26 protein-coding genes are annotated in these 25,207 nt (G+C 67.6%); 6 read left to right on the top strand and 20 right to left on the bottom strand.

All coding sequences use genetic code 11. The annotated features are described in order from the left end of the window. Positions 1–64: 64 nt before the first annotated feature. Genes ABIA71_RS01480 through ABIA71_RS01465 form a run of 4 tightly spaced genes read right to left on the bottom strand, consistent with a single transcriptional unit; the run spans position 65 to position 5,733 of the window. Complete coding sequence (locus tag ABIA71_RS01480) at positions 65–700, bottom strand: inorganic diphosphatase (protein ID WP_128096533.1); 636 nt, start codon at positions 698–700, stop codon at positions 65–67. Between the two features lie 49 nt (positions 701–749). Then, on the bottom strand, positions 750–2,132 hold the full coding sequence (locus ABIA71_RS01475; protein ID WP_502960586.1) for a purple acid phosphatase family protein: 1,383 nt from the start codon (positions 2,130–2,132) through the stop codon (positions 750–752). Further along, entirely contained in the window at positions 2,129–3,229 is a 1,101-nt protein-coding gene (locus ABIA71_RS01470; RefSeq protein ID WP_354282517.1) for an NHL repeat-containing protein, read from the bottom strand. Before ABIA71_RS01470 ends, ABIA71_RS01475 begins: the two co-directional genes overlap by 4 nt. After that, positions 3,229–5,733, bottom strand: a complete 2,505-nt coding sequence (locus ABIA71_RS01465) for a TonB-dependent receptor (RefSeq protein WP_502960736.1) — start codon at positions 5,731–5,733, stop codon at positions 3,229–3,231. The genes ABIA71_RS01470 and ABIA71_RS01465 overlap by 1 nt, the downstream gene beginning before the upstream one ends. 214 nt (positions 5,734–5,947) lie before the next feature. On the opposite strand from ABIA71_RS01465, the gene upp reads away from it, so the two are divergent. Next, on the top strand, positions 5,948–6,583 hold the full coding sequence (gene upp / locus ABIA71_RS01460; protein WP_019183235.1) for a uracil phosphoribosyltransferase: 636 nt from the start codon (positions 5,948–5,950) through the stop codon (positions 6,581–6,583). A gap of 106 nt (positions 6,584–6,689) precedes the next feature. After that, a complete protein-coding gene (locus ABIA71_RS01455) occupies positions 6,690–6,974 on the top strand; it encodes a PsiF family protein (protein ID WP_354282513.1) in 285 nt (94 codons plus the stop codon). A gap of 194 nt (positions 6,975–7,168) precedes the next feature. On the opposite strand, the gene ABIA71_RS01450 is transcribed toward ABIA71_RS01455, so the two are convergent. From ABIA71_RS01450 to rsmD, 6 genes are all read right to left on the bottom strand, one after another. Continuing rightward, complete coding sequence (locus tag ABIA71_RS01450) at positions 7,169–8,056, bottom strand: MBL fold metallo-hydrolase (RefSeq protein WP_354282511.1); 888 nt, start codon at positions 8,054–8,056, stop codon at positions 7,169–7,171. A gap of 107 nt (positions 8,057–8,163) precedes the next feature. After that, positions 8,164–9,906 carry a gamma-glutamyltransferase gene (gene ggt, locus ABIA71_RS01445; protein ID WP_354282509.1) on the bottom strand — a complete coding sequence of 581 codons (1,743 nt, stop codon included), beginning with the start codon at positions 9,904–9,906 and terminating at the stop codon, positions 8,164–8,166. Further along, positions 9,903–10,184: a YfhL family 4Fe-4S dicluster ferredoxin gene (locus ABIA71_RS01440; RefSeq protein WP_038689019.1), complete on the bottom strand. Its 282-nt coding sequence runs from the start codon at positions 10,182–10,184 to the stop codon at positions 9,903–9,905. The genes ggt and ABIA71_RS01440 overlap by 4 nt, the downstream gene beginning before the upstream one ends. A gap of 125 nt (positions 10,185–10,309) precedes the next feature. After that, complete coding sequence (locus ABIA71_RS01435) at positions 10,310–10,801, bottom strand: hypothetical protein (protein ID WP_038689021.1); 492 nt, start codon at positions 10,799–10,801, stop codon at positions 10,310–10,312. Positions 10,802–10,849: 48 nt separating this feature from the next. Continuing rightward, positions 10,850–11,359: a pantetheine-phosphate adenylyltransferase gene (gene coaD / locus ABIA71_RS01430; protein ID WP_159496448.1), complete on the bottom strand. Its 510-nt coding sequence runs from the start codon at positions 11,357–11,359 to the stop codon at positions 10,850–10,852. A gap of 7 nt (positions 11,360–11,366) precedes the next feature. After that, positions 11,367–11,972, bottom strand: a complete 606-nt coding sequence (rsmD, locus tag ABIA71_RS01425; RefSeq protein WP_354282506.1) for a 16S rRNA (guanine(966)-N(2))-methyltransferase RsmD — start codon at positions 11,970–11,972, stop codon at positions 11,367–11,369. A gap of 590 nt (positions 11,973–12,562) precedes the next feature. Here rsmD and htpG point away from each other — a divergent pair. Next, the gene (htpG, locus tag ABIA71_RS01420; RefSeq protein WP_354282504.1) at positions 12,563–14,461 is read left to right on the top strand and encodes a molecular chaperone HtpG; all 1,899 of its coding nucleotides are present in this window, start codon (positions 12,563–12,565) and stop codon (positions 14,459–14,461) included. Positions 14,462–14,624: 163 nt separating this feature from the next. Here the strand turns inward: htpG and ABIA71_RS01415 are convergent, their stop codons facing one another. Next, positions 14,625–14,921 carry a hypothetical protein gene (locus tag ABIA71_RS01415; protein ID WP_354282502.1) on the bottom strand — a complete coding sequence of 99 codons (297 nt, stop codon included), beginning with the start codon at positions 14,919–14,921 and terminating at the stop codon, positions 14,625–14,627. A 294-nt stretch (positions 14,922–15,215) separates the two neighbouring features. On the opposite strand from ABIA71_RS01415, the gene ftsY reads away from it, so the two are divergent. The 3 genes from ftsY to ABIA71_RS01400 all read left to right on the top strand — a co-directional run bounded on the left by ftsY (position 15,216) and on the right by ABIA71_RS01400 (position 18,264). Continuing rightward, a complete protein-coding gene (ftsY, locus tag ABIA71_RS01410) occupies positions 15,216–16,631 on the top strand; it encodes a signal recognition particle-docking protein FtsY (RefSeq protein ID WP_354282500.1) in 1,416 nt (471 codons plus the stop codon). 220 nt (positions 16,632–16,851) lie between these two features. Further along, positions 16,852–17,991 (top strand): A/G-specific adenine glycosylase, encoded by a 1,140-nt coding sequence (mutY, locus tag ABIA71_RS01405; RefSeq protein ID WP_354282498.1) that lies wholly within the window; start codon positions 16,852–16,854, stop codon positions 17,989–17,991. A gap of 3 nt (positions 17,992–17,994) precedes the next feature. Next, positions 17,995–18,264, top strand: a complete 270-nt coding sequence (locus tag ABIA71_RS01400) for an oxidative damage protection protein (RefSeq protein ID WP_038689032.1) — start codon at positions 17,995–17,997, stop codon at positions 18,262–18,264. Between the two features lie 60 nt (positions 18,265–18,324). On the opposite strand, the gene ABIA71_RS01395 is transcribed toward ABIA71_RS01400, so the two are convergent. The 9 genes from ABIA71_RS01395 to sdhC form a co-directional block, all read right to left on the bottom strand. Next, entirely contained in the window at positions 18,325–18,786 is a 462-nt protein-coding gene (locus ABIA71_RS01395) for a DUF6491 family protein (protein ID WP_354282496.1), read from the bottom strand. An 87-nt stretch (positions 18,787–18,873) separates the two neighbouring features. Next, positions 18,874–19,587, bottom strand: a complete 714-nt coding sequence (gene lolD / locus ABIA71_RS01390) for a lipoprotein-releasing ABC transporter ATP-binding protein LolD (protein WP_354282494.1) — start codon at positions 19,585–19,587, stop codon at positions 18,874–18,876. Then, on the bottom strand, positions 19,580–20,821 hold the full coding sequence (locus ABIA71_RS01385) for a lipoprotein-releasing ABC transporter permease subunit (protein ID WP_354282492.1): 1,242 nt from the start codon (positions 20,819–20,821) through the stop codon (positions 19,580–19,582). The genes lolD and ABIA71_RS01385 overlap by 8 nt, the downstream gene beginning before the upstream one ends. A 23-nt stretch (positions 20,822–20,844) precedes the next feature. Further along, a complete protein-coding gene (locus ABIA71_RS01380) occupies positions 20,845–21,294 on the bottom strand; it encodes a hypothetical protein (protein ID WP_354282490.1) in 450 nt (149 codons plus the stop codon). Beyond that, a complete protein-coding gene (locus ABIA71_RS01375) occupies positions 21,245–21,493 on the bottom strand; it encodes an FAD assembly factor SdhE (RefSeq protein WP_038689039.1) in 249 nt (82 codons plus the stop codon). Before ABIA71_RS01375 ends, ABIA71_RS01380 begins: the two co-directional genes overlap by 50 nt. A gap of 120 nt (positions 21,494–21,613) precedes the next feature. Further along, on the bottom strand, positions 21,614–22,399 hold the full coding sequence (locus ABIA71_RS01370; RefSeq protein WP_128095618.1) for a succinate dehydrogenase iron-sulfur subunit: 786 nt from the start codon (positions 22,397–22,399) through the stop codon (positions 21,614–21,616). A 163-nt stretch (positions 22,400–22,562) separates the two neighbouring features. Then, positions 22,563–24,353 (bottom strand): succinate dehydrogenase flavoprotein subunit, encoded by a 1,791-nt coding sequence (sdhA, locus tag ABIA71_RS01365; RefSeq protein WP_128095619.1) that lies wholly within the window; start codon positions 24,351–24,353, stop codon positions 22,563–22,565. 31 nt (positions 24,354–24,384) lie between these two features. Then, positions 24,385–24,771: a succinate dehydrogenase, hydrophobic membrane anchor protein gene (gene sdhD / locus ABIA71_RS01360; protein WP_159496437.1), complete on the bottom strand. Its 387-nt coding sequence runs from the start codon at positions 24,769–24,771 to the stop codon at positions 24,385–24,387. Continuing rightward, entirely contained in the window at positions 24,768–25,160 is a 393-nt protein-coding gene (sdhC, locus tag ABIA71_RS01355) for a succinate dehydrogenase, cytochrome b556 subunit (RefSeq protein WP_038689047.1), read from the bottom strand. Before sdhC ends, sdhD begins: the two co-directional genes overlap by 4 nt. Positions 25,161–25,207: the final 47 nt, after the last annotated feature.

Below are 25,207 nucleotides of genomic sequence, written 5' to 3'. Positions count from 1 at the left end.
CTGCGACTTGCCCATCATCCGCCCCCCGGCCATAGAGCGCCGAGCATACAACGGCTGAGATGCCTCAATCGCCCTTGCGGCGCTGCTGCTGCAGGTCGAAGCGCTGCATCGAGGCGCGGATCAGCGCCTTGGCCTCGGCGGCATTGCCCCAGCCATCCAGCTGCACCGGATTGCGCCCTTCGGGCAGGTCCTTGTACACGCGGAAAAAGGCTTCGATGCGCTGGCGTTCGATCAGCGGCAGGTCCTGCAGGTCGCGGATGCCGGCGTAGGTGGGGTCGAGCTTATCGGTGGGTACGCCGATGACCTTCTCGTCATGTTCGCCGTTGTCGAGCATCTTCAGGAACCCGATCGGACGGAACCGCACGATCACACCGGGATGCAGCGGCTCGCGGGTCAGCACCAGCGCGTCGAGCGGGTCGTTGTCGCCGGCCAGTGTGCGTGGCATCGACCCATAGTTGGCCGGGTACGCCACCGGCATCGACTGGAAGCGGTCCACGTGGACCAGACCGTCTTCCTTGATCTCGTACTTGGTGAAACTGCCGGCCGGGATTTCCACGGCCAGGTTGGCCTCGTCCGGGGCCTCCCTGGGCTGGGCGGCCAGGAACGGGTGCAGCACGGCATTGGTGGCGCCGCCGGCGCCGGCCAGCAGCAGCAAGGCGGCGGCGATGGCGGCCAGGGGCAGAACGCGTCGGGGGGTCATCTTCTTCTCCAGCAGCGGCCGGGCGCGTCGCAACGGCCCGGACCGGGGGTCATTCCCAGCAACGGTCGGCGCGGCCCTTCAGGGTCTGTGCGCGCGTGCAGTCGCGGGGGGCGATGCGTCCCTGCGTCAGTTCGGTCTTGCGCTTGCGTCCATCGGCAGCACGGGTCAGTTCGAAGCCGTCGTACAGCTGGCCGGTGACCGTGCGTGCTTCGTAGCGCAGGTGCTGCGGGTCGATCTTCAGCACCTGGTAGAGCTGGGTGTCTTCGCCCACCGGCGCCATCGTGGCGCGCGCTTCGTCCGACAGGCGGTACTGCTTGGGACCGGCCACGGTGACCACGAACTGCGGGGTGGCGCCCTGCCCCTCGCCGCGACGGCCATAGGTGTGATCATGGCCCTGCAGCACCAGGTCCACCTGGTGGCGGCGCACCACCGGCAGCAGCACGTCACGCAGCTCGGTGTTCTCGCGGCCCTCGCGCGGTGAATAGAACGGCTGGTGCAGCAGCACGATGCTCCACGGGTGCGGGTTGTCGGCCAGCACCGTGTCCAGCCAGGCGGCCTGCGCCTGCGCGGTGCCCAGGTCCAGTGCCGAGGTGCCATCAAGCACGGCGATGCGCACGCCCTGGTAGTCGAACCAGTAGGTGCTGGTGTCGGCCGCGTCCACGCCATTGCGCGGCAGCGCGAAGGTCACCGGCCAGTGCCGACCCAGCACGCGCCGTTCCTGCGGGGTGTCTTCGAACTCCTCGACGTACTCGTGGTTGCCGATGGCCGGGGCCACGGCGGTTTCCTGCGGCAGCCAGCCGGCGGCGGCGAACCACTCGCCCCACTCGCTGTCGTCCTGGCCGTCGCCACCGCTGACCAGGTCGCCGGCGAACAGGCTCAGGCGCGCATCCGGTGCGGCCTTGATGCCCGCACGCAGCACGCGCGAGACGTGGCTGAGGTTCTTGTTCTGGGTGTCGCCGAAATACAGCAACGTCAGCGGCTGCCGGGCGGTGCCTGCGGTGCGCAGCTGGTGCCACGCGCTCCAGGTGCTGTTGCCCTGCACGCGCCAGAGATACAGCGTGTCCGGCTGCAGCCCGGCCACGTCGGCGCGATGGTAGTGCGCCGTGCCGTTCTCGGTCTCCAGCACGCGCGTGGCCGCCGTGATGCGGGTGGGCGTGCCCACGTCCGGCGAATCGCCCGCGACCACCCACTCCAGCGTGGGCGTACTGACCGACGCATCGGTGCGCCAGGACACCCCGAAGCCGCGCGCGGCGTCCTGCGCCGGCGAGGCCACCATGCGGTCCGGGAAGCCGGTGGCCGCGTAGTGGCGGTTGCCAACCGGCACCTGGGTGTTGGGTTCGGCGGCGCTGTCCGGTGTGTTTGCCGCGGCCGGGCCGTTGCCCAGTAGCAGCACCACCAGCAGCGCCGCCGCGGCGAGCATGGCGCGGGTCATGGCGCGCACTCCAGCGGCAACGACAGCTGCCGGGCGACGTTGGCCCAGTCGAACGCCACCACGCCCTGGTCGTCATGCACGGCATACAGCACGCCGTGCGGGAACCGCGCAGAGGCTCCCTGGTCGAGCCAGATGCCGTCGGTGTTGGCCACCGTGTTGCCCTGGAAGGCGCCGACGTGCTTCAAGGTGTGGCGGTCGAACAGGTGGAACACGCTACGCTGCTTGCCCTGCTCGGTGGTGATCCACCAGCCGTCCTTGCCGCAGGTTTTCAGCATCACGCCTTCGGCCTGCGCCTTGAAGGCATCGCGGCCGAAGGTCGTGCCGGTGAAGCGGCCTTCCAGTGTGTACACCTTGATCTCGCTGGCGTAGGTCTCGTCTTCCTCGGCAATCAACAGGCGGTCGTTGGCCGGATCGCCCCAGATCGATTCGACCACGCGCAGGGCGCCGGCTTCGCTGGTGTCACCGATGCTGCCCACCAGCGTTGCGTTCAGCGCGTTCCCTTTCAGCGTGAGTGCGTAGCGACGCACGCGCTTGTCCAGTTCGGACAGGGGCGGCAGCACGTCATTGCCCTGCGCATCTTCGCCGGCATCGTAGGAGTCGGTGACGTAGACGTCGTAGCCTTCGCGCTGTTTGTTCACCCAGAGCCCATAGGGCTTGCGCAGGTCGTCGGCGGCGAACACCCCCAGCGGAGCGAAATCGGGCAGGTGCAGCACCTGCACGCGATGGTTGTCGCGCTCCACCACCAGCACCAGGTCGTCGATCACGGCGATGCCGTTGGGGCGGTCGAACTGGCCCGGCGCGGTGCCCTGGCTGCCGACGTCACGCAGGTGCGCACCGGTCTGGCCGTCATAGACCACCAGCTTGTGGGTGGTCTTGGCGGTGGCGATCAGCCACTGCTTGCCGTCAGGCGCGGTCCAGCTGGCCGGCGAGTCGATGTTGTCGGCCGGGGTCATCGGGGTAAGGAAGGCTTCGGCCACGGTGGCTATCGAACGGGCTGCGGCGGCGCTGGCGGGCGCATCGGCGGTCGGGGCGGACGCCGGTTTGCACGCCGCCAGCAGGGCCAGGCTCACCACCGCCACGGCATGACGTGCGCGCATCACAGCGCCACCTTCAGGCCCAGCGCATAGGTGCGGCCGTACTCTTCCATCTGCAGGGTGCGCGCGCGCGTGCCCTGGTACAGCTCCAGCGGCTTGTCGAGCAGGTTCTGCGCTTCCAGGTACACGCTCACGTTGGCGGTGATCTTGTAGTCCAGGCTGAAATCCAGCTGGGTGTTGGGTGCCACGTAGATGTCGTAGGCCGCGTTGTCACCCAGCGTGTCCAGGTACTCGCTGCGGTACACCGCTGCCACGCGGGTGCTGAAACCGGCCTTCTCATAGCCGACATGCGCGGTGTAGACGTGCTTGGAGGCGCGCGGCAGCATGAAGTCGTCGCGCTCGCGCCCGGCCAGGCCCGGGTCGAAATCGGTATCCAGCCAGGTTCCGCTGGCGCCCACCAGCAGGCCGTCCCAGCCGGCCGGCAGGAACGCCAGCTGCTGCTGCCAGTTGAACTCGGCGCCCTTGACGGTGGCCTTGTTGCCGTTGATCACGCGGGTGACCGTGAAGTCCGGGTAGGCCGGGTCGGAGGTGCTCACCGTGTTGACGATGTAGCCGTCGATCGACTTGTGGAACAGGCCCAGCGACAGGATGCCGGTGGTGCCGATGTACTTTTCGATCGACAGGTCGATGTTCTTCGATTCGTACGGGTCCAGCTGCGGGTTGCCGATGCGCACTTCCTCGTCGCCCCGGCTCAGGCCGACGCGCGGGGCGATGTCGCCGAACGACGGACGCGACACGGTCTTGTTGGCCGCCGCGCGCAGCACCCAGGCATCACCGGCGTCGTAACGCAGGTGCAGGCCGGGCAGTACGTTGCTGTAGCTGCGACTGACGGTGAGCGGGGTCACGGTGTAGGTGCGGCCGTTGCTGGCCACGTCCACGCTGTTGCCGGTGGCGCTGAACTGGGTGTTCTCCACGCGCACGCCGCCGATGATGCGCAGCGCGCCGATGTCCCAGGTGCCCATCGCGTAGCTGGCGAAGATGTCCTCGCGGGCGGTGTAGTCTTCTTCCAGCGAGGCCAGCGCATTGCCGCCGGCATCCTGCGGGCGCGCACTGTACTGGCCGCCGAACTGCGCCCAGTAGCGGCGCATCGCGTCCGAGCTCATGCCCTGCCCCAGCGTGCCGCCGCGGTGCTCGGGCGTGCCGGTGGTCCAGTCGGACAGGGCGATGTCCGGTCCAACCCGCAGTTCACGCTCGTTGCTGTCCACGTCGCGGTCGCGCCAGCGGCCGAGCAGGCCGAACTTGTAGCTGGCGTTGTCGCCGTCGAAGCGCAGGTTGACCTGCGCGCTGTGTTCCTTGTCGTCCACCCGCTTGGGCGACAGCACCACGCGGTCGAAGTCGTAGTTGCCGTTGTCCATCCAGCCCGCATCGCTGAGCGCGATGCGCGGCACCCGGCTGTTCTGGTCGACGGTGGCGGACAGTTCGTCGCCGGCGTACTCGAAACGCGCTTCCATCTCGTCGTTGACGCGCTCTTCAGTGCGCGTATAGCCCACCTTGTAGTCGACCACAGCGCCGCTCAGGCGGTTCTCACCGCCGACGCTGGCGGCGAAAGTGTTTTCCTTCTTGGTGCGGTAGCGCATGCGCTTCTGGATGCTGTCGGCGGACAGGTCGTCCACGCGGTACTGGTTGCCGCCCAGCGCGGTGATGCCTTCGTCACCGAAATCGAAAATGGTGCGCTGGCGCGTTTCGGCGTCGTCGAACTGGCTGTACAGCGTGCGCAGGTAGTAGCGGTTGTCCTCGTCGGGATGCCAGTCCAGGTTGAGGTTGGCACCGATGCGCTTGCGTTCGATCTCGTACTTGCGGCGCTGCAGGCTGGTGGCGAACAGGTCGTCGTCGGCACCGCCCTCGAAATTGCCGTACTCCACCTCGGTATTGTCCGATTCGAAGGTGCGCTTCTGGTAGTTCACGCCCACCGCCACGCCGAAGGTATCGGCGAACACCTCGCTGTAGTTGAAGGCCGCCTTCGGGCTGGTCTGGCCGGACAGCTGCTGGTGGCTGGCTTCGATCTTGCCGCGCAGGCTGCGCCCGTCGCGGTCGAAGGCCGAGGCCGACTCCACCAGGATCGCGCCGCCGATGGCGTCGCCGGGCATGTCCGGGGTGGGCGACTTGACCACGCGCAGGCGCTCGGTCGAATCGGAGGGGATCACGTCCAGCGGCGCGGCGCGGCTGGAATCTTCCGGGGTGCCGATGGCAATGCCGTCGACGCTGACGCTGTTGAGGTTGGCGTCCAGGCCACGGATCACCACGAACCGGCCCTCGCCCTGGTCACGGGTGACGCTGACGCCGGGCAGGCGCTGCAGCGACTCGGCCACGTTCTTGTCCGGGTACACGCCCATGGCGTCGGACGATACCGCGTCTTCGATGGCGTCGCTGCTGCGCTTGAGGTCGACCGCGCGGGTCTGCGACTCCAGCTGCGGGCGCACTTCGACCCGGTCCAGGTCGACGGCCCCGGCGCCGCTGGCCCCGGCGCCCACCGCGGTCTCGGCGGCGAATACCGACGGACTGGCCATCACCAGCAACGACAGGCTGATCGCCCGGCCCAACACGCTCTTGTTCTGCACGGCATTCCCCAGCGGCGTAAAGATTGGGTCAGCACGGTATGTCCGGGAGGTTGCATGGGCGTGACACGCGGGCGGCCGGGAGGGTCGCTGGCCCCGGATGGGCTTTGGCTTCGGGTGGGGTTGCGGCACACTAGCGGCCTTCCTGCTTCCCTTGCCTTTCCCCATGAAAATCGTCGAAGTGCGCCATCCGCTGGTGCAGCACAAGATCGGCCTGATGCGCGATGCGTCCCTGAGCACCAAGGATTTCCGCGAACTGGCCAACGAGCTCGGCGGCCTGCTGGCCTATGAGGCCACCGCCGACCTGGACACCGAAGCCCACACCATGGCCGGCTGGGCCGGTCCGGTGACGGTGCAGCGCATCGCCGGGGCCAAGATCACCGTGGTGCCGATCCTGCGTGCCGGGCTGGGCATGCTCAGCGGCGTGCTGTCGCTGATCCCGGCCGCGCGGGTCAGCGTGGTGGGCCTGCAGCGCGATGAGGAAACCCTGCAGCCGGTGCCCTACTTCGAGCGCCTGACCGGTCGCCTGGAAGAGCGTGATGCGTTGATCCTGGACCCGATGCTGGCCACCGGCGGCACCCTGATCGCCACCATCGACATGCTCAAGCGTGCCGGCGCGCGCCGCATCAAGGGCATTTTCCTGGTGGCTGCGCCCGAAGGCATCGCCGCGGTGCAGGCCGTGCACCCGGACGTGGAGATCTTCACTGCCGCCATCGACGCCCAGCTCAACGAAAAGGGCTACATCCTACCGGGCCTGGGCGACGCGGGTGATCGCATCTTCGGTACCCGCGTAGTCGGCTGATCCACAGGTTCGTCGGCGGCCATCCACGGCCGCCGGCCTCTTCACGCGGCCTGCTCATCGGTGGGCAGAAGCTGCGCGCAACCCTACCCATGCGTGGAGTGTTGCCATGAAGACTGTGTCCCTGCTGGCCTGCCTGCTGCTGATTGGCAGCCCCGTGCTGGCCCAAGCGGCTACTCCGCAGCAGCAGCGCATGGCCGACTGTTCGGCCAAGAACAAGGGCAAGACTGGCGAGGCCTACAAGTCCGCGCAGAAGGCGTGCCTGAGCGGGCCGGCCCCGGTGGCGACCACGCCGCAGGAACGCATGAAAACCTGCAATGCCGATGCCGCCGCGAAGAAGCTGGCCGGCGATGCACGCAAGACCTTCATGAGCGGGTGCCTGAAGGCGCATTGAGGATTACGCCGGGGCGGCCCGCTGCGTGGATCGGGGTGCCGTGCCGACCAACGGTCGGCACCCACCGGCGCGGTTGGACGGATTGCGCCCGATGGTAGTGCCGGCCGCTGGCCGGCTCGTCATGAGCGTCGGTGGTGTCGCGGGGAGCCGGCCAGCGGCCGGCACTACCTGTATCGGCACCGGTGCCCGACGGCTCAGGCCAGCGCGCGGGCCTTCAGTTCGCCCTGCTCGTGGACGGTGCCGAAGCGGCCTTTGTCGTCGCGCACGACCTGCGCCAGCGCGCACTGCGGGTCGTGGGTAAAGAACAGGTGCACGTTGCGCGCCAGTTTGTCTTCCAGGAAGCTGCGCTTCTCGTCGATCAGCAGTTCGGCGTTGCGGTCGTAGCCCATGGTGATCGGCACGTGCACCCACGACCGCCCGGGAATCAGGTCGGCACAGAACACGACGCCGCCCCGCGACTCGCCATCGACCTGCTCGGGGCCGACAATTTCGGCCAGCATCAGGCCCGGGGTATGCCCGTCGCTGAAGCTGAAGCGCACGCTGTTGCCCAGCGCCTTGGAATAGGGCCCGTCCACAATCTCCAGGCGCCCGCTGGCCTGCAGCAGGCCGGGCAGCTCGGGAATGAAGCTGGCGCGGTCGCGCGGGTGCGGGTGCAGCGCCCGCTGCCAGTGCTCGGCGCCCACCAGGAAGGTGGCATTGGGAAACAGCAGCTCCAGCTCGCGCCCCTCGCTCCACTGTGCCAGCAGGCCACCGGCGTGGTCGAAGTGCAGGTGGCTCAGCACCACAACGTCGATATCCTCATGCTCGAAGCCGGCCTCGCGCAGCGATTCCATCAGCACGTGGCGCGGTTCCTGCACCCCGTAACGGTCGCGCAGCTTCGGCTCGAAGAACGCGCCGATACCGGTTTCAAACAGCACCGTCTTACCGGCCAACGGACTGGCCAGCAGCGCGCGGCATGCCAGCTCGATCCGGTTCAGATCATCCGGTGCCGCCCATTTTTCCCAGACCGCGCGCGGTGCATTGCCGAACATCGCACCGCCGTCGAGCTTCTGTGAGTTACCGCGTATCGACCATAGTTTCATGCGCAAATTATCCGGCGCGACGCGTTAAATATTCGCTAGGCGCATCGGTTCATACAACGAAAAACCCCGCCGGCGGGCGGGGTTTTCGCGAGAACGGTGACGCCGGCTCAGCGCGCGGCGGCAGGGGTTACCGCCGCACTGCCCACCGGGTTGCGCGGGTCGCTGCCGCCACTGAGCACGTTGGTCGCGCGGTTCCATTCCACGGTCTGCAGGTTGCCCCACACATGGCTGGAGCCACGACCGCCTTCGGCGCTGTCGCCGGGCAGTTCGATCTTGTGGCCCATCGCCTGCAGCTGCTTGATGGTGTCCACCGACAGCGCGCCGGTTTCGGCCGAGATCTCGTCGGGCAGCCACTGGTGGTGGTAACGCGGCAAGGCGGCGACCTGCTGAGCACTCAGGCCGTCGTCGTAGCCCAAGATGCCCAGCAGCACCATGGTGATGATGCGGCTGCCGCCCGGGGTACCCAGCACCACCACCTTGTCGGGCGATTCCATGAAGGTCGGGGTCATCGAGCTGAGCATGCGCTTGCCCGGCTTGGGCGCGTTGGCTGCATAGCCCATCACGCCGAAGGCATTGGGCGTGCCCGGCTTCAGCGCGAAATCGTCCATTTCGTTGTTGAGCAGCACGCCGGTGCCCTTGGGAATCAGGCCCGAGCCGTACAGCAGGTTCACCGTCTGGGTGGCGCCCACGCGGTTGCCGTCGCGGTCGATGATCGAGAAGTGCGTGGTTTCGTCGTCTTCCAGCGGGGTCGGGTTGCCCGACAGCAGGTCGCTCGGGGTGGCCTTCTCCGGGTGGATCGTGGCGCGCAGGCCCTGAGCGTAGTCCTTGCTGGTCAGCACCTTCTGCGGAATCTGCACGAAGTCCGGGTCGCCCAGGAAGAACGTGCGGTCACGGTAGGCGCGGCGCATCGCTTCCACCACCAGGTGGGCGCGGTGGGCCTGGTCCATCGATTTGAGATCCCAGCCTTCCAGGATCTGCAGCATCGACGCCAGCGCGATGCCACCGGACGACGGCGGCGAGGCGGTGGTGATGGTCCAGTCGCGGTACTTGAACACGATCGGTTCGCGCAGCTTGACCCGGTAGCCGGCCAGTTCGTCGGCGGTCCACTTGCCGCCGGCCTGCTTCACGCCGGCCAGCAGCGCCTTGCCGGTCTGGCCGCGGTAGAAGCCGTCGAAGCCCTTGTCGGCCAACCGTTCCAGCGTGGCAGCCAGTTCGGGCTGGCGGAACAGGTCGCCTTCGGCGATCGGCTTGCCGTTGCGCAGGTACACCTCGCGCGTGCCGGGGTAGCGTTCCATCACTTCGCGGCGCGATGCATAGCCCTTGGCCATGCGCGCATACACCGGGAAGCCTTCGCTGGCGATCCGCATCGCCGGGCCCAGCGACGTGCGCAGCGGCAGCTTGCCGTGCTTGGACGACAGCTCCACCAGCGCCGCCGGCAGGCCGGGGATGCCGGCCGACCACGGGCCGTTGACCGAGCGGTCGCGGTCCAGTTCGCCCTTGCTGTCCAGGAAGGCGGCCTCGGTGCCGGCCTGCGGCGCGGTTTCGCGCGCGTCCAGCATCACGTCCTTGCCGGTGCGGGCGTCATGCAGCAGGAAGAACCCGCCGCCGCCCAGCCCCGAGCTGATCGGCTCGACCACCGCCAGGGTGGACGACACCGCCACCGCCGCATCGAACGCATTGCCGCCCTTGGCCAGGATCTCCATGCCGGCCTCGGTGGCCAGGTGGTGGCCGCTGGCAATGGCCGCGCCGTCCGGATGGCTGGCCAGGGAACCCTGTGCGGGTGCGGCGGACCATGCCACCGGGGACCACAACAGGACGAGCAGCAACCAACGACGCGACAACATGTTCATTCGGATGGGGGCTCCGCATAAAGTTCGGGATGGTCGCGCTGCAGCCCGAACAACTTGGCCAGCAGGGCGTCCTGGGTTTCCGGGATGTCCGGATCGGGATCGATGCATTCCACCGGGCAGACGACCACGCACTGGGGTTCGTCGAAATGTCCCACGCACTCGGTGCAGCGGGCCGGATCGATCACGTAGATGGTTTCACCCATCGAGATGGCCTGGTTGGGACAGGCCGGCTCACACACGTCACAGTTGACGCAGAGCTCATTGATTTTCAGCGACATGGCGTTACTCCACGCCCGCGCCGGCGGATGAAGACCGGCCAGCGCACGGGCGCCGGCCGGTCATCGGCAGCTTCCTCGCAGAAGCCGCCCGGGCCACGCGGAACGCGCGGCCGCCACTGCACGGGTTACTTGGCTTCTACGAAGATGTACTCGGCGCCGGTCGGCTGGATGATCGACTGCACGCGGGCGTTGTCAGCGGCCTTGCCGATGAACACCACGCGCACGTTCTTCATCGAGTCCGCCGGCACGTCCTTGAACACGGCCTGGATCATGTCGGCCATCTTCGAGGACGCCGACGAACCGAAGGCCAGCATGTTGCCCGGCTGGATGCCGCGCGCGACGGCCTGGGTGGCGCTCTCGACCTGACGCTCGTACTTGGCGGCGAACTCCGGGTCCGATTCCGGGGACAGGTAGTACAGGAACGGGCTGTTGGTGATGTTGCCCATGTTCTGCACGGCCACGGCCTGCAGGTACTTCTTCCAGCCGGCGTCGTCATTGGCGTCCGGGGCGACCAGCGCCTGCTGGGCCTCGGCGACCGGAGCAGCCTCTTCCTTCTTGCAGGCGGTGAAGGCCAGCGCGAACGACGCGATCAACATGGCACGCATGGTGTTGTTCATGGAATTCCTCCCTTGGTGATTCTTGGTATGTGTGGATCTGACAGGTGGTTACGACTGGCCCGACTTCGCTTCACGGACCTTGCGCAGCGCCTCGAGGACCGAGGCGGGCACGAAGCCGGACACGTCGCCGCCCAGACGGGCGATCTCGCGGACCAGCGAAGACGAAATGAAGCTGTGCTGCTCGGCCGGGGTCAGGAACAGGGTCTCGACCTCCGGGATCAGGTGGCGGTTCATGCTCGCCATCTGGAATTCGTACTCGAAATCGGAGACCGCGCGCAGGCCGCGCAGCAGCACCCCGCCCTGCACCGAGCGCACGAAATGCGCCAGCAGGGTATCGAAGCCGATCACCTCCACGTTGCGGTTGTGGCCCAGCGCATCGCGCGCCAGCTGCACGCGCAGCTCCAGCGGCAGCGTCGGGCCCTTGGACGGGCTCTGCGCCACGCCAACCACGACCTTCTCGAACAGCGGCGCGGCCCGGTTCACCAGGTCGATGTGACCGTTGGTGATCGGATCGAAGGTGCCCGGGTAAACGGCAATGCGGCGGTTGGCCACGGTCATACGTCAGCTACACGTTGTGATCTGGTGAAAGTGTAGCAGTGGCGCGGCGGTACAGGGCAAAACGCACCTCCCGGGTACCGCCCTCGCGGTGCAGCAGCCACGGCGCGGGCACCCGCGGCGCCTGCTCGGCCGGTGCCTCCAGGTACAGCCAGGCATCGGCGGCCAGGTGCGGCCCCAGCCCGGCCAGCACCTGCTCCCACAGCCCGGCGGCGAACGGCGGGTCCACGAACACGATATCGGCCTGCCCCGCCGGCGGCTGCGCCAGCCACTGCAGCGCATCGGCCTGCACGACCGCCACCTGCCCCTGCGCGCCCAGCTTGGCCACCGATTCGCGCAGCTGGCGGGCCAATGCGGCATCGCGCTCCACCAACGTCGCCTGCCCGGCCCCACGCGACACCGCCTCCAGCCCCAGCGCCCCGCTCCCGGCAAACAGGTCCAGCACCCGCGCCCCGCCAATCCGCGGCATCAGCCAGTTGAACAGCGTCTCCCGGACCCGGTCGCTGCTGGGCCGCAGCCCCGGCGACAGCGGCACCGGCAACTTCGTCCCGCGCCATTTGCCGCCAATGATCCGCACCTGGCCCACGGCCGCCGCCACCGGCGGGCGCGGCTTCATGCGGGGCACCGGAAGGAACACACGGACGTGTCGAACGGAAGGAAGCAGGTCATGGGCACAGGGATCAGGCGATTCAGGGCGCCATTCTAGGCGGTCCAGCCACCCTCACCACACACATGCCAATGGCGGAACGAAAAGCAGCCACGCATGGCGTGGCTCTACCGGACGCTACCAACACCCCTGCCCCGTGAGAGCAGCCACGCATGGCGTGGCTCTACCGGCATCGCAGGCATCGCAGGCGTCACGAGCGTCGCAGGCGTCGCAGGCGTCGGAGGCGTCGGAGGCTTCGCAGACATCATCCGCGCCACCCGGAACGTCTGCCAGAGGTTGGCGGGGGCGCGGTCCCGGGACCGTTGGGCAACATGGATGTTGCCCACGAGGCTCCAGGGATGGATTTACGCCGTGTCCCGGGACCGCGCCCCCGCCAACCTCCCACGCAGACAGGCAGGCGCCGCGATCCAGGCTTCATGCTTCATGCTTCGGCTTCGGCTTCGGCTCCGGCTCCGGCTCTTGAAAACCACCCCCACCACCCCTACCCCTTGAGCCAGCCGCCGCGCCGGGCGCGGCATCGTCCAAGGAGCATCGTCACCGTGACCGAGCAGACCCAAAAACAAACCCTGGGCTTCCAGACCGAAGTCAAACAGCTGCTGCAGCTGATGATCCACTCGCTGTACTCCAACAAGGAAATCTTCCTTCGCGAGCTCATCTCCAACGCCGCCGATGCCTCCGACAAACTGCGCTTCGAAGCGCTGACCCAGCCGGCCCTGCTCGAAAACGACGGCGACCTGCGCATCCGCGTCAGCGTCGATGCCGACGCCCATACCCTCACCATCGACGACAACGGCATCGGCATGAGCCGCGAGGATGCCATCGCGCACCTCGGCACCATCGCCAAGTCCGGCACCGGTGACTTCCTGCGCCAGCTCTCCGGCGACCAGAAGAAGGACTCCCAGCTCATCGGCCAGTTCGGCGTCGGCTTCTACAGCGCCTTCATCGTCGCCGACCAGGTCGACGTCTACTCCCGCCGCGCCGGCCTGCCCGCCAGCGAGGGCGTGCACTGGTCCTCGCGCGGTGAAGGCGAGTTCGACGTCGAAGCCATCGACAAGCCCGAGCGCGGCACCCGCATCGTCCTGCACCTCAAGGACGACCAGCACGACTTCGCCGATGCCTGGCGCCTGCGCGGCATCATCAAGAAGTACTCCGACCACATCGGCCTGCCGATCCAGATGGTCAAGGAACACCACGGCGACGACGCCCCGGCCGAGGTTGAATGGGAAACCGTCAACCGCGCCAGCGCCCTGTGGACCCGCCCGCGCACCGAGATCAGCGACGCCGAGTACCAGGAGTTCTACAAGCACGCCGCCCATGACCACCAGGATGCGCTGGCATGGAGCCATAACAAGGTTGAAGGCAAGCTCGAGTACACCTCGCTGCTGTACGTGCCCGGCCACGCCCCGTTCGACCTGTACCACCGCGACGCCCCCAAGGGCCTGAAGCTCTACGTGCAGCGCGTGTTCGTCATGGACCAGGCCGAACAGTTCCTGCCGATGTACCTGCGTTTCATCAAGGGCGTGGTCGATTCCAACGACCTGTCGTTGAATGTCTCGCGCGAAATCCTGCAGTCCGGCCCGGTCATCGACTCCATGAAGTCGGCCCTGACCAAGCGTTCGCTGGACATGCTCGACAAGCTGGCCACCGACAAGCCCGAGGTCTATGCCAGCTTCTGGAAGCAGTTTGGCCAGGTGCTCAAGGAAGGCCCCGCCGAAGACTTCAACAACCGCGAAAAGATCGCCGGCCTGCTGCGCTTTGCCTCCACCCATGACGCCAGCGGCGAGCAGAGCGTGTCGCTGGCCGATTACGTGGGCCGCATGATCGAGGGCCAGGACAAGATCTACTACCTGACCGGCGACAGCTACACCCAGGTCAAGGACAGCCCGCACCTGGAAGTGTTCCGCAAGAAGGGCGTCGAAGTGCTGTTGTTCACCGACCGCATCGACGAATGGCTGATGGGCTACCTGACCGAGTTCGACGGCAAGTCGTTCGTCGACGTCGCCCGCGGCGACCTGGACCTGGGCGCGCTGGAAAGCGCCGAAGACAAGCAGGCACAGGAGGAAGCCGCCAAGGACAAGCAGGGCCTGGTCGATCGCATCAAGGCCGCGCTCGGTGAGGATGTGGCCGACGTGCGCGTGTCGCACCGCCTCACCGACTCCCCGGCGATCCTGGCCATCGGCGAACAGGACCTGGGCCTGCAGATGCGCCAGATCCTGGAAGCCAGCGGCCAGAAGGTACCCGACAGCAAGCCGGTGTTCGAGTTCAACCCCGGCCACCCGCTGATCGGCAAGCTGGACCAGGAAGCCGACAGCGCCCGCTTCGACGACCTCAGTCGCGTGCTGTTCGAACAGGCCGCGCTGGCCGCCGGTGACACGCTGAAGGACCCGGCCGCCTACGTACGCCGGCTCAACAAGCTGCTGCTGGAATTGTCGGCGTAAGGCGACCGCTGCCGGACGGGTGCGTGCCGACCAACGGTCGGCATTCGCCCACCCGGTTGATGGCTGCAATCGCACCCGGTAGTGCTGGCCGCTGGCCGGCTCCCAGGAAACCATGCCGGTGCGAGGAGCCGGCCAGCGGCCGGCACTACCGTGCAGTTCGGGGTCAGGCGCGCTCGTCCAGCAACGCGCCCAGCATCTGGTCGTTGCGGCGAATCATCGTGGCATTGGCAGCAAAGGCCAGCACCGCCTCCTTCGCGGCGAGCAGGTCCGCCACCGGCGCAGCGGGATCGGCCGCCACCTCGACCAGGCGGGCGTCCACCCCGCCCCCGGCCGCCGCGGCCCCGGACACGCCGATCCGGGTGGCATCGGCCACCGGCAGGCGCGCCACGTTCGACGCGGCCGCCTGCACCCCGAGGGTGGCGGCGCGCAGGCCTGAGCTGGCGATGGACATCACGTTCATGGTCCTGCACTCCACGATGTATGACTGCGTCTGACTGACGCAGTGCTTCACAGCTGTTAGCGGCTGCCGTGTTGCGGGCTTTAGGAGCCGATCAGCGGCAGCCGACCAACGGTCGGCTCTACCCGCAACCGATCCGTGGCAGCCGGGCAGAGCCCGGCTCTACGCGGGTGGCGGGCGGCGGCCCGTAGGGCCGACCGTTGGTCGGCTGCCCATAACAACGCCCACCGCCGACGTTCGCACTGCCGTCCAAGGGCGCAGTGGTAGCATATCCCCCTGATTTCAGCGCCGAATCCAATGCTCAGTTTCTTCCGTCGCAAAAAGACCCAGGACGCTCCCCAGGACGCGCCCAAGACCCAGCACTATTCGGCCGAAGAACTGGCCGCAGCGTTCCCGCAGGCCAGCCAGGACGGTCCGACCGCCCCGGCACCGATCGAGACGCCCGCTGCTGTCGAGGTGCCTGCTGCCGAGGCACCCGTTGCGCCGCCCGCCGCGCCGCTGCCGCCGGTTGTACCGGTTGCACCTGCCGCGACCGTGTCGCCATCGCCGGTCGCGCCCGAAGCGCCGCTGGCCGCCCCTGTCGCCGCACCGGCCGTAGTCCCCGCCGCCGTGCCCGACACGGCCGCTGCCGTGGCGCCCGCCGTGCCCGCACCAACCGTCGCGGCCCCGCTGGTGGTGGCCGAACCCATCGCCGCGCCGTTGCCGCCGCCGGTACTGGTCGCCAACCAGATCACCCAGGAGGCCGCACAGCCCCTGGCCACCGAGCCGGCCGAAGGCACCGCGGCCGCGGCGCCGGGCAAGCTGGGCTGGCGTGACCGCCTGCGCAACAGCGTCATCGCGCGCAGCTTCGGCGGCCTGTTCTCGCGCAACCCCAAACTCGACGACGACCTGCTGGACGAACTGGAAACCGCGCTGATCACCGCCGATGTCGGCGTGGGCGCCACCACCGCACTGGTCGAAGGCCTGCGCAAGCGCATGAAGGCGCGCGAGTTCGCCGACGCCAATGCGCTGCTGGCGGCGCTGCGCAGCGACCTGATCGCCATCCTGCAACCGGTCTCCAAGCCGCTGGTCATCGACCGCAGCGCCAAGCCGTTCGTGGTCCTCACCGTCGGCGTCAACGGCGTCGGCAAGACCACCACCATCGGCAAGCTGGCCAAGCGCTTCAAGGACGATGGCCACAGCCTGATGCTGGCCGCCGGCGATACGTTCCGCGCCGCCGCCGTGGCCCAGCTGCAGATCTGGGGCGAACGCAATGGCGTCACCGTGGTCGCACAGGGCCAGAACGCCGATGCCGCCTCGGTGGCATTCGACGCCCTGCAGGCCGGCAAGGCCCGTGGCACCGAAGTGCTGATCGCCGACACCGCCGGCCGCCTGCACACCCAGGGCGGGCTGATGAACGAACTGGGCAAGATCCGCCGCGTGCTGGGCAAGATCGACCCGGCCGCACCGCACGAGGTGCTGATGGTGATCGACGGCACCACCGGGCAGAACGCGCTGTCGCAGCTGCGCCAGTTCCACGCCGCGGTCAACGTGACCGGACTGGTGGTGACCAAGCTGGACGGCACCGCCAAGGGTGGCGTGGTATTTGCCCTGGCCCGCGAATTCGGCATTCCGATCCGCTTCGCCGGCATCGGCGAGCGCCCGGAAGACCTGCGCGTGTTCGACCCGGAAGCCTTCGTCGACGCATTGCTGCCCGAAGCACTGGGCAGCTGATCGAACGGCGCGGCGGGCATCCCGCCGCACGCCGCCGGTGAATGCATCGCCGCACCCGGGCGGGTAGAGCCACCCCATGGGTGGCTGCGCGATCCGGACGGGTAGAGCCACCCCATGGGTGGCTGCGCGATCCGGCCGGGACAGCGCAAGCTGCCGACGACGCATCCCCGTCCGATACAGCCACCCATGGGGTGGCTCTACCCCATTTGCGGACCTCCCCATGCCACGCCAGCCCATCGCCAGCGCCCCTGTCCCCGCCGACGATGCCTTCGTCGCGCGGCTGCTGCCGTGGTTCGACGGCCATGGTCGGCACGATCTGCCGTGGCAGCATCCGCGTTCGCCGTATCGGGTGTGGCTGTCGGAAATCATGCTGCAGCAGACCCAGGTGGCCACGGTCATTCCGTACTTCCTGGCGTTCCTGCGCGTGTTCCCCACCCTGCCCGACCTCGCTGCGGCCAGCAACGATGCGGTGATGGCGCAGTGGGCCGGGCTGGGCTACTACGCCCGCGCCCGCAACCTGCATGCCGCCGCGCAGCGCTGCGTTGAACGGCACGACGGCGCGCTGCCACGCGATGTCGAGGCGTTGAACGCGCTGCCCGGCATCGGCCGCAGCACCGCCGCGGCGATCCTGAGCCAGGCCTGGAACGACCGTTTTGCGATCCTCGACGGCAACGTCAAGCGCGTGCTGACGCGCTACCACGGCATCGACGGGTTCCCCGGCCTGCCCAAGGTAGAGAAGGCGCTGTGGGCCCTGGCCGACGCGCACGTAGCGCACGTGCCGGACGGGCGCATGGCCGACTACACCCAGGCGCAGATGGACCTGGGCGCCACGGTCTGCACCCGCAGCCGGCCGGCCTGCGTGATCTGCCCGCTGCAGGCGGACTGCGTGGCGCGCCGCGAAGGCCGAACAGACCAGCTGCCCACGCCCAAGCCGTCCAAGACCCTGCCCGAACGCGAGGCCACCGCGCTGCTGCTGCGCGACGGTCAGGGCCGCGTGCTGCTGCAGAAGCGCCCGGACACCGGGATCTGGGCGCAGCTGTGGACGCTGCCGCAGGCCGACACCGGCAGCGACCTGCAGGACTGGTTCGATGCCCATGTGCAGGGCGCGCTGGATGACGCCACTGCGTTGCCGGTGCTGGAACACACCTTCAGCCACTACCGCTTGCACCTGCAGGTGCTGGTGCAGCGCGTGGACGGCCTGCTGCGGGATGACCCCACGCTGCGCTGGGTGGCCGCGGCGGACCTGCCCAGCCTCGGCCTGCCCGCGCCGATCCGCAAGCTGCTGGACACCGGTACGCCGCCGGCCCGGCCCAAGCGCCGTACAATGCGGGGCGCACCACCTTCACCCGAGTCCGAGTAAGCCATGCCCCGCACCGTTTTCTGCCAGTACGAACAACGCGACACCGAAGGCCTGGACTTCGTGCCCTACCCCGGCGAGCTGGGCCAGCGCATCTTCAACGGCATCGGCAAGAGCGCCTGGAGCGCCTGGCTGGCGCACCAGACCATGCTGATCAACGAAAACCGGCTGTCGCCGCGCGACCCGAAGCACCGCGCCTTCCTGGAAACCGAACTGGTGAAATACCTGTTCGAGAAGGATGCCGAAAAGCCGGCCGGTTTCGTCCCCGAAGCGTGATTGCGGCCTGCCGGCCAACGGCCGGCAGCTACCGGGATGGTCGACCGTTTCCCTACGCCATCATTTCGCCGGTACGTCCTGGGCGTCCTGGCGTTCCTGCACCTGTGCCTGGCGCAGTTCCTTCTCGGTCGAACGCAAGGCCTGCACATCCAGCTTGCGGATGCTGCCGATGAAGCACGGCAGGGTGGGCCCGGGCGTCGGGTCACGCACCAGCACCTTGTCGAAGCGCGCTGACACCCGCCCCATCTGGCTGGTCAGGCCGATGGCCGCGGCGTAGTCCAGGCCCTGGCACGGACCACGCAGTTCCAGCAGATACGCCTCGCTGGGCCGGGTCCAGACCGCCAGCGCACTGTCGCCCAGCTCGGTCCAGCCATTCAACGATCCGAAGTTCTGCAGGCTGTCCTGCGGCGGGCCGGCGTGGGCCCGGTACAGCTCCAGCCGCTGCTGGCTGGACAGGCGCCCGGTGGTGGCGCACGCCACCAGGGCAAGGCACACCGCCGCTGCGCCGATCAGGGTCTTCATGGCACCACCTTCAAGGATGAACATGCCGATGATGCACCTGTCAGGTGAGGCCGGCCAGACGCCCGCGCCGGCCATTCAGCGGCCAGCTCAGACCTCGCTGTTGGCCAGCTCGTGCAGGCGTCCTTCGCGCAGCTCCAACACGCGGTCCAGCTTGCGCGCCAGGCTGCGGTCGTGGGTCACCAGCACCAGGCTGGTGTGGTGCGCGCGGTTCAGTTCGAGCATCAGCTCGAACACCGTCGCAGCCGTCTTGTCATCCAGGTTGCCGGTGGGTTCGTCGCCCAGCACGCAGGCCGGCTTGTTGACCAGCGCGCGCGCTACGGCCGCACGCTGGCGCTCGCCGCCGGACAGTTCGCCCGGCTTGTGCTCAAGCCGATGGCCCAGGCCAACCGACTCCAGCAACAGCTGCGCGCGCTCCTTGGCGGCCGCTACCTCCTGGCCGCCCAGCAGCACGGGCATCATCACGTTTTCCAGCGCGGTGAACTCCGGCAACAGGTGGTGGAACTGGTACACAAAGCCCAGTGCCCGGTTGCGCAGCAGACCGCGCTGGCCGTCGGTGAGACCGGACATGCGATGCCCGATCACGAACACCTCGCCTGCCGTGGGCGTGTCCAACCCGCCCAGCAGGTGCAGCAGCGTGCTCTTGCCGGCGCCCGACGCGCCAATGATGGCCACCGTCTCGCCGGCCGACACCGTCAGGTCCAGCCCGTTGAACACCGGGGTGTGCATCCGGCCTTCGGCGTACACCTTGGCCAGCCCCTGGGCACGGATCACTTCGTCGCCGCGATAGATCGGCTCATTCATAGCGCAGGGCCTCCGCCGGCTGGGTGCGGGCAGCACGCCACGCGGGATACAAGGTGGCCAGGAAACTCATGGCCAGCGCGATGAGCGTAATGACGATGATGTCCGGTGCCTGCATGTCGGTGGGCAGGCCGGTGATGTAGTAGACGTCTTCGGGGAGCAGCTTGACGTTGAACACCGTCTCGATCGCACCGAGGATGCGTTCCAGGTTCAAGGTAAGGGTGATGCCGCCGATCACGCCGGCGACCGTGCCGATGATGCCGATCAGCGAGCCCTGCACCATGAACACCTGCATCACCCCGCCCGGGGTCAGGCCGAGGGTGCGCAGGATGGCGATGTCGGCCTGCTTGTCGGTCACCAGCATCACCTGCGAAGACACCAGGTTGAACGCGCCCATGGCGATGATCAGCGAGAGCAGGATGCCCATCACCACTTTTTCCATGCGCAGCGAGTGGTACAGGTTGGCGTTCTGCTGGGTCCAGTCACTGACCCGGTACGCGCCGCCCAGACCGTGGGCCAGGTCCACGCCGACGTCCAGCGCCTTGTCCATGTCATGCAGCTTGAGCCGCACCCCGGTGACACCGTCCATGCGCAGCACGCGTTCCATGTCAGTCATGTTGGCGAAGGCCACGCCCTTGTCGATTTCGTTGTAGCCCGCCTCGAAGATGCCGCTGACGGTGAAGCGCTTCAGCCGTGGCATCGCGCCCACCGGGGTGCCCTGCACTTCGGCCAGGGTGACCAGCACGGTGTCGCCGACATCCACGCCCAGCCAGAGCGCCAGTTCCTTGCCCACCAGCAGGTTGTAGCTGCCCGGGGTGAGGCTGTCGAAACTGCCCTTGACCAGCTTCTGGTTGATCACCGACACGCCCGGCTCCAGCGCCGGGTCGATGCCCTGCACGATCGCGCCCTGCACGCGCGGACCGCTGAGCATGGCCTGGATCTCGATGTACGGCGCGGCGCCGGCCACGCGCGGATCCTTCTTGGCCGCGTCCACCGCACGCTGCCAGTCCGACATCGGCGCGCCATCGCTGGTGATGGTGGTATGGGCGGTCATCTGCAGCAGGCGGTCGCGGATCTCCTTCTGGAAGCCGCTCATTACCGCCAGCGTGGTGATCAGCACGGTCACGCCCAGCGCGATGCCGAGGATGGAGGCCATCGAAATGAAGGAGATGAAGCCGTTGCGGCGCTTGGCGCGCAGATAGCGCAGACCGATCGAAACAGGTATGGGTTTGAACATGCAGGTGCGCCGGACAATTCAGGCTATGGTGCCACTGCTGGACGTGAACGGGAAATGCAGCGTGCGCGCACGGCCAGTCGCAGTTCACGTCGTTGCGCCGGGGTGAGCGTATCGGGCCAGAACAGCCGCCAACGGCGGCGCCCCTGCTGGCGCCAGGCCAGTTGCAGCAACACGCCACGATCGGACAGCTGCAGGTCGTCAACCGGCTGCCCATCCACCTGCACCAGGGCGTCACCGGGCGGTATCACGATCGCCTGGGCGGGCATGCGCCCGTAGCGCCACGCCCCGGTTGCGCCGATGGCCACGGCCAGCAGGGCGGTCGGCCAGTGCCAGCGGTCGGCCAGGTCCGTGCTGCACACCGCCCAGGGCAGCAGCGCGGTGATCAGCCAGTGCGCAGCGCACTGCCAGCGCGAGGGCCGCCACTCAAGCCGGCAGGGCGCGGATCCGGGCGATGAGCGCGGCAGGCTGGGCATGCGGGCACTCCTCGTAACCCATGAACCAGCGCCACAACCTATCGTCTTCACTTTCCAGCAGGAACAGGAAAACCTCCCGCTCTTCAGTGGGTGCCTGCAGCCAGCAACGGTCCAGGTAACGCCCGAACAGCTGGTCCAGTTCACGCATGCCACGCCGGCACCGCCAGCGCAGCTTCTTCAGTTCAGTGGCTTCGTCCATCGACATCGCATTCCTCAAGGTGCCGGCCACCCAGGGCCGGAAACAACAGCGGCACCGGACCTTCCGGTCGGTGCCGCCGCAATCGTCGCCGCAGTGGCGGCGACAACATGAACCGCAGGATCAGGCGCGACGCGCCATCATCAGCTTCTTGATCTCGGCAATGGCCAATGCCGGGTTCAGGCCCTTCGGGCAGGTGCGCGAGCAGTTCATGATGGTGTGGCAGCGGTACAGCTTGAACGGATCTTCCAGTTCGTCCAGGCGCGCACCGGTGTCTTCATCGCGCGAGTCGACGATCCAGCGGTAGGCCTGCAGCAGGATGGCCGGGCCCAGGTAACGCTCGCCATTCCACCAGTAGCTCGGGCAGCTGGTCGAGCAGCACGCGCACAGGATGCACTCGTACAGGCCGTCCAGCTTCTTGCGGTCTTCCGGCGACTGCAGGCGCTCGCGATCCGGCGGCGGCGGGGTCTGCGTGCGGATCCACGGCTTGATCGAGGCGTACTGCGCGTAGAAGTGGGTCAGGTCCGGCACCAGGTCCTTGACCACGCTCATGTGCGGCAGCGGGTAGATCGGCACTTCGGCCTTGCCGCAGTCGGCAATGGCGCGGGTGCAGGCCAGCGTATTGGTGCCGTCGATGTTCATCGCGCACGAACCGCAGATGCCTTCGCGGCACGAACGACGGAAGGTCAGGGTCGGATCGACTTCGTTCTTGATCTTGATCAGCGCGTCCAGGACCATCGGGCCGCAGGCGTCCAGATCGATCTCATACGTATCGGTCCGCGGGTTGCTGTCGTCGTCGGGACTCCAGCGGTAGATCTTGAACGTACGGGTGTTCTTCGCACCGCTCTTGGCGGGGAAGTGCTTGCCCTTTCCGATCTTGGAATTCTTGGGGAGGGAAAACTCGGCCATGGCTGTTCTCGTTGGCTCAGGCGGCTCGCGCTGCGGTGCAGGCGCGGGTAGCACGGAAGATGAGGAAGTCGACACCACCGGCCAGCGGCGCACGCGCCCCCCCACCCATGCGGGTGGCGGTGGTCGCGGGCGCTGCGTGGACGGAGGTCATGCCGCAGGTCTCTTAGTAAACGCGCGGCTTGGGCGGGACGACGTCCACGTCCTTGCTCAGCGTGTACATGTGGACCGGGCGGTAGTCGAACTCGCACTTGCCGTTCTCGTCGACGTTCACCAGCGTGTGCTTCTGCCAGTTGACGTCGTCGCGGTCCGGGAAGTCCTCATGCGCATGCGCGCCACGGCTTTCCTTGCGCTGTTCGGCCGAGTTGATGGTCGCCACCGCGTTGAGCAGCAGGTTGTTCAACTCGTAGGTTTCGATCAGGTCTGAGTTCCACACCAGCGAACGGTCGGTGACCTTGACGTCCTGGAAGGAGTCGAAGATCTCGGCCATCTTGCTGCAGCCCTCTTCCAGGGTCTTGCTGGTCCGGAACACCGCCGCGTCGTTCTGCATGGTGCGCTGCATGCGATCGCGGATGACCGAGGTCGGGGTGTCGCCGTTGGCGTAGCGCAGCTTGTCCAGCAGGCCCAGCGCCTTGTCGCACGCATCGGACGGCAGGGTCTTGTGCGGCGCGCCGGACTTGATGGTCTCGGCGCAGCGGTTGGCCACCGCACGACCGAACACCACCAGGTCGAGCAGCGAGTTGGAGCCCAGGCGGTTGGCGCCGTGCACCGACACGCAGGCCGCTTCGCCGATGGCGTACAGGCCCGGCACGACGGCATCGGGGTTGTCGCCGACCTTGCGCACGACTTCGCCGTGGTAGTTGGTCGGGATGCCACCCATGTTGTAGTGCACGGTCGGAATGACCGGGATCGGCTGCTTGTGCACGTCCACGCCGGCGAAGATGCGGGCGCTTTCGGCGATGCCCGGCAGCTTGTCGTCGATGACGCCCGGGCCGAGGTGGGTCAGGTCGAGCAGGATGTGATCCTTGTGCTCGCCGACGCCGCGGCCTTCGCGGATTTCGATGGTCATCGAACGCGACACCACGTCGCGCGAGGCCAGGTCCTTGTAGTGCGGTGCGTAGCGCTCCATGAAGCGCTCGCCGTTGCTGTTGCGCAGGATGCCGCCTTCGCCACGCACGCCTTCGGTGATCAGGCAGCCCGCGCCGTAGATACCGGTCGGGTGGAACTGCACGAACTCCATGTCCTGCATCGGCAGGCCGGCACGCATGACCAGACCGCCGCCGTCGCCGGTGCAGGTGTGGGCCGAGGTGGCGCTGAAGTAGGCGCGGCCGTAACCGCCGGTGGCCAGCACCACGCCGTGGGCGCGGAACAGGTGCAGCGAGCCGTCGGCCATGTCCAGCGCGAGCACGCCGCGGCAGACGCCTTCATCATCGAAGATCAGGTCGAGCGCGAAGTACTCGATCATGAAGCGCGCGTTGTGCGCCAGCGACTGCTGGTACAGCGTGTGCAGCATGGCGTGGCCGGTACGGTCGGCCGCGGCGCAGGTGCGCTGCGCGGACGGGCCTTCGCCGTACTTGGTGGTCATGCCACCGAACGGGCGCTGGTAGATCTTGCCCTCTTCGGTACGGCTGAACGGCACGCCGTAGTGTTCCAGCTCGATGATGGCCGGAATCGCTTCGCGGCACATGTACTCGATGGCGTCCTGGTCACCCAGCCAATCCGAGCCCTTGATGGTGTCGAAGAAGTGGTAGCGCCAGTCGTCTTCGCCCATGTTGCCCAGCGCGGCGGAAATACCGCCCTGCGCGGCCACGGTGTGCGAACGGGTCGGGAAGACCTTGGTCAGGCAGACGGTCTGCAGGCCCTTGGCGGCAAGACCGAACGTAGCGCGCAGGCCAGCGCCACCGGCGCCGACCACGACCATGTCGTACTTGTGTTCCGTAATCTTGTAAGCGGACATCTAATCTGGATTCCTGTCTTGGTGCCTGGACTCAGGCAACGCCGAGCGCAATGCGGGCGACCGCAAAAACACTGACGATCGCGCCGAGCACGGCGATGAACTTCACCGTGGTCTGCAGCGCCAGGGCCAGCAGCGAGTTGTGGATGTAGTCTTCCAGCACGACCTGCAGGCCGAGCTGGGCGTGCCAGAACATCGCGACCAGGAAGCCGACCAGCAGCACCGCGTTCCACGGCTTGGACACCGCGTCGGTGGCGGTCACGTAATCGGCGCCGATCAGGCTCAGCACGAAGACCAGGAACCACACGGTCAGGCCGACCAGCGCGGTGGCGGTCAGGCGCTGCATCACGAAGTGTTCGGTACCGGTCTTGGCCGCGCCAAGGCCGCGCACGTTCTTCAGCGGGGTACGGTACTTGTTCATGCGGCGGCTCCGGCGAAGACGTAGGCCCAGACCAGGGCGGTGATCACCAGGCTGGCGAAGACCGAGATCCAGCTGCTGCGCACGAAGGCAGGAATGGAGAAGCCGATGGCGAAGTCCTGCACGATGTGGCGGATGCCGTTGCACAGGTGGTAGGCGAAGGCCCACGTCCATGCAAACAGGAACAACTTGCCGTACCAGCTACCGGCGTGGCCGGTGAAGCAGTTCCAGGATTCAGGACCCATCATCAGGGCGAGCAGGCCGCCGGCGATGATCAGGGCTCCAACAGACAGAAAGATGCCGGAGGCTCGATGCAGGATCGAGGTGGCCATCTGAATCTGCCAGCGATACACCTGAAGGTGCGGGGAAAGGGGACGTTCTCTGGCGGCCATTCGCTGGGCTCGTTGTCTCGGCTGGGCGGCGCAATGCCGCGTTGGCT

This window comes from Stenotrophomonas sp. 2619 (assembly GCF_040548725.1).
GTDB lineage: Bacteria > Pseudomonadota > Gammaproteobacteria > Xanthomonadales > Xanthomonadaceae > Stenotrophomonas > Stenotrophomonas maltophilia_AP.
Note: the sequence above shows the minus strand (reverse complement) of the source record. Positions and strands in the feature narration are given on the sequence as shown.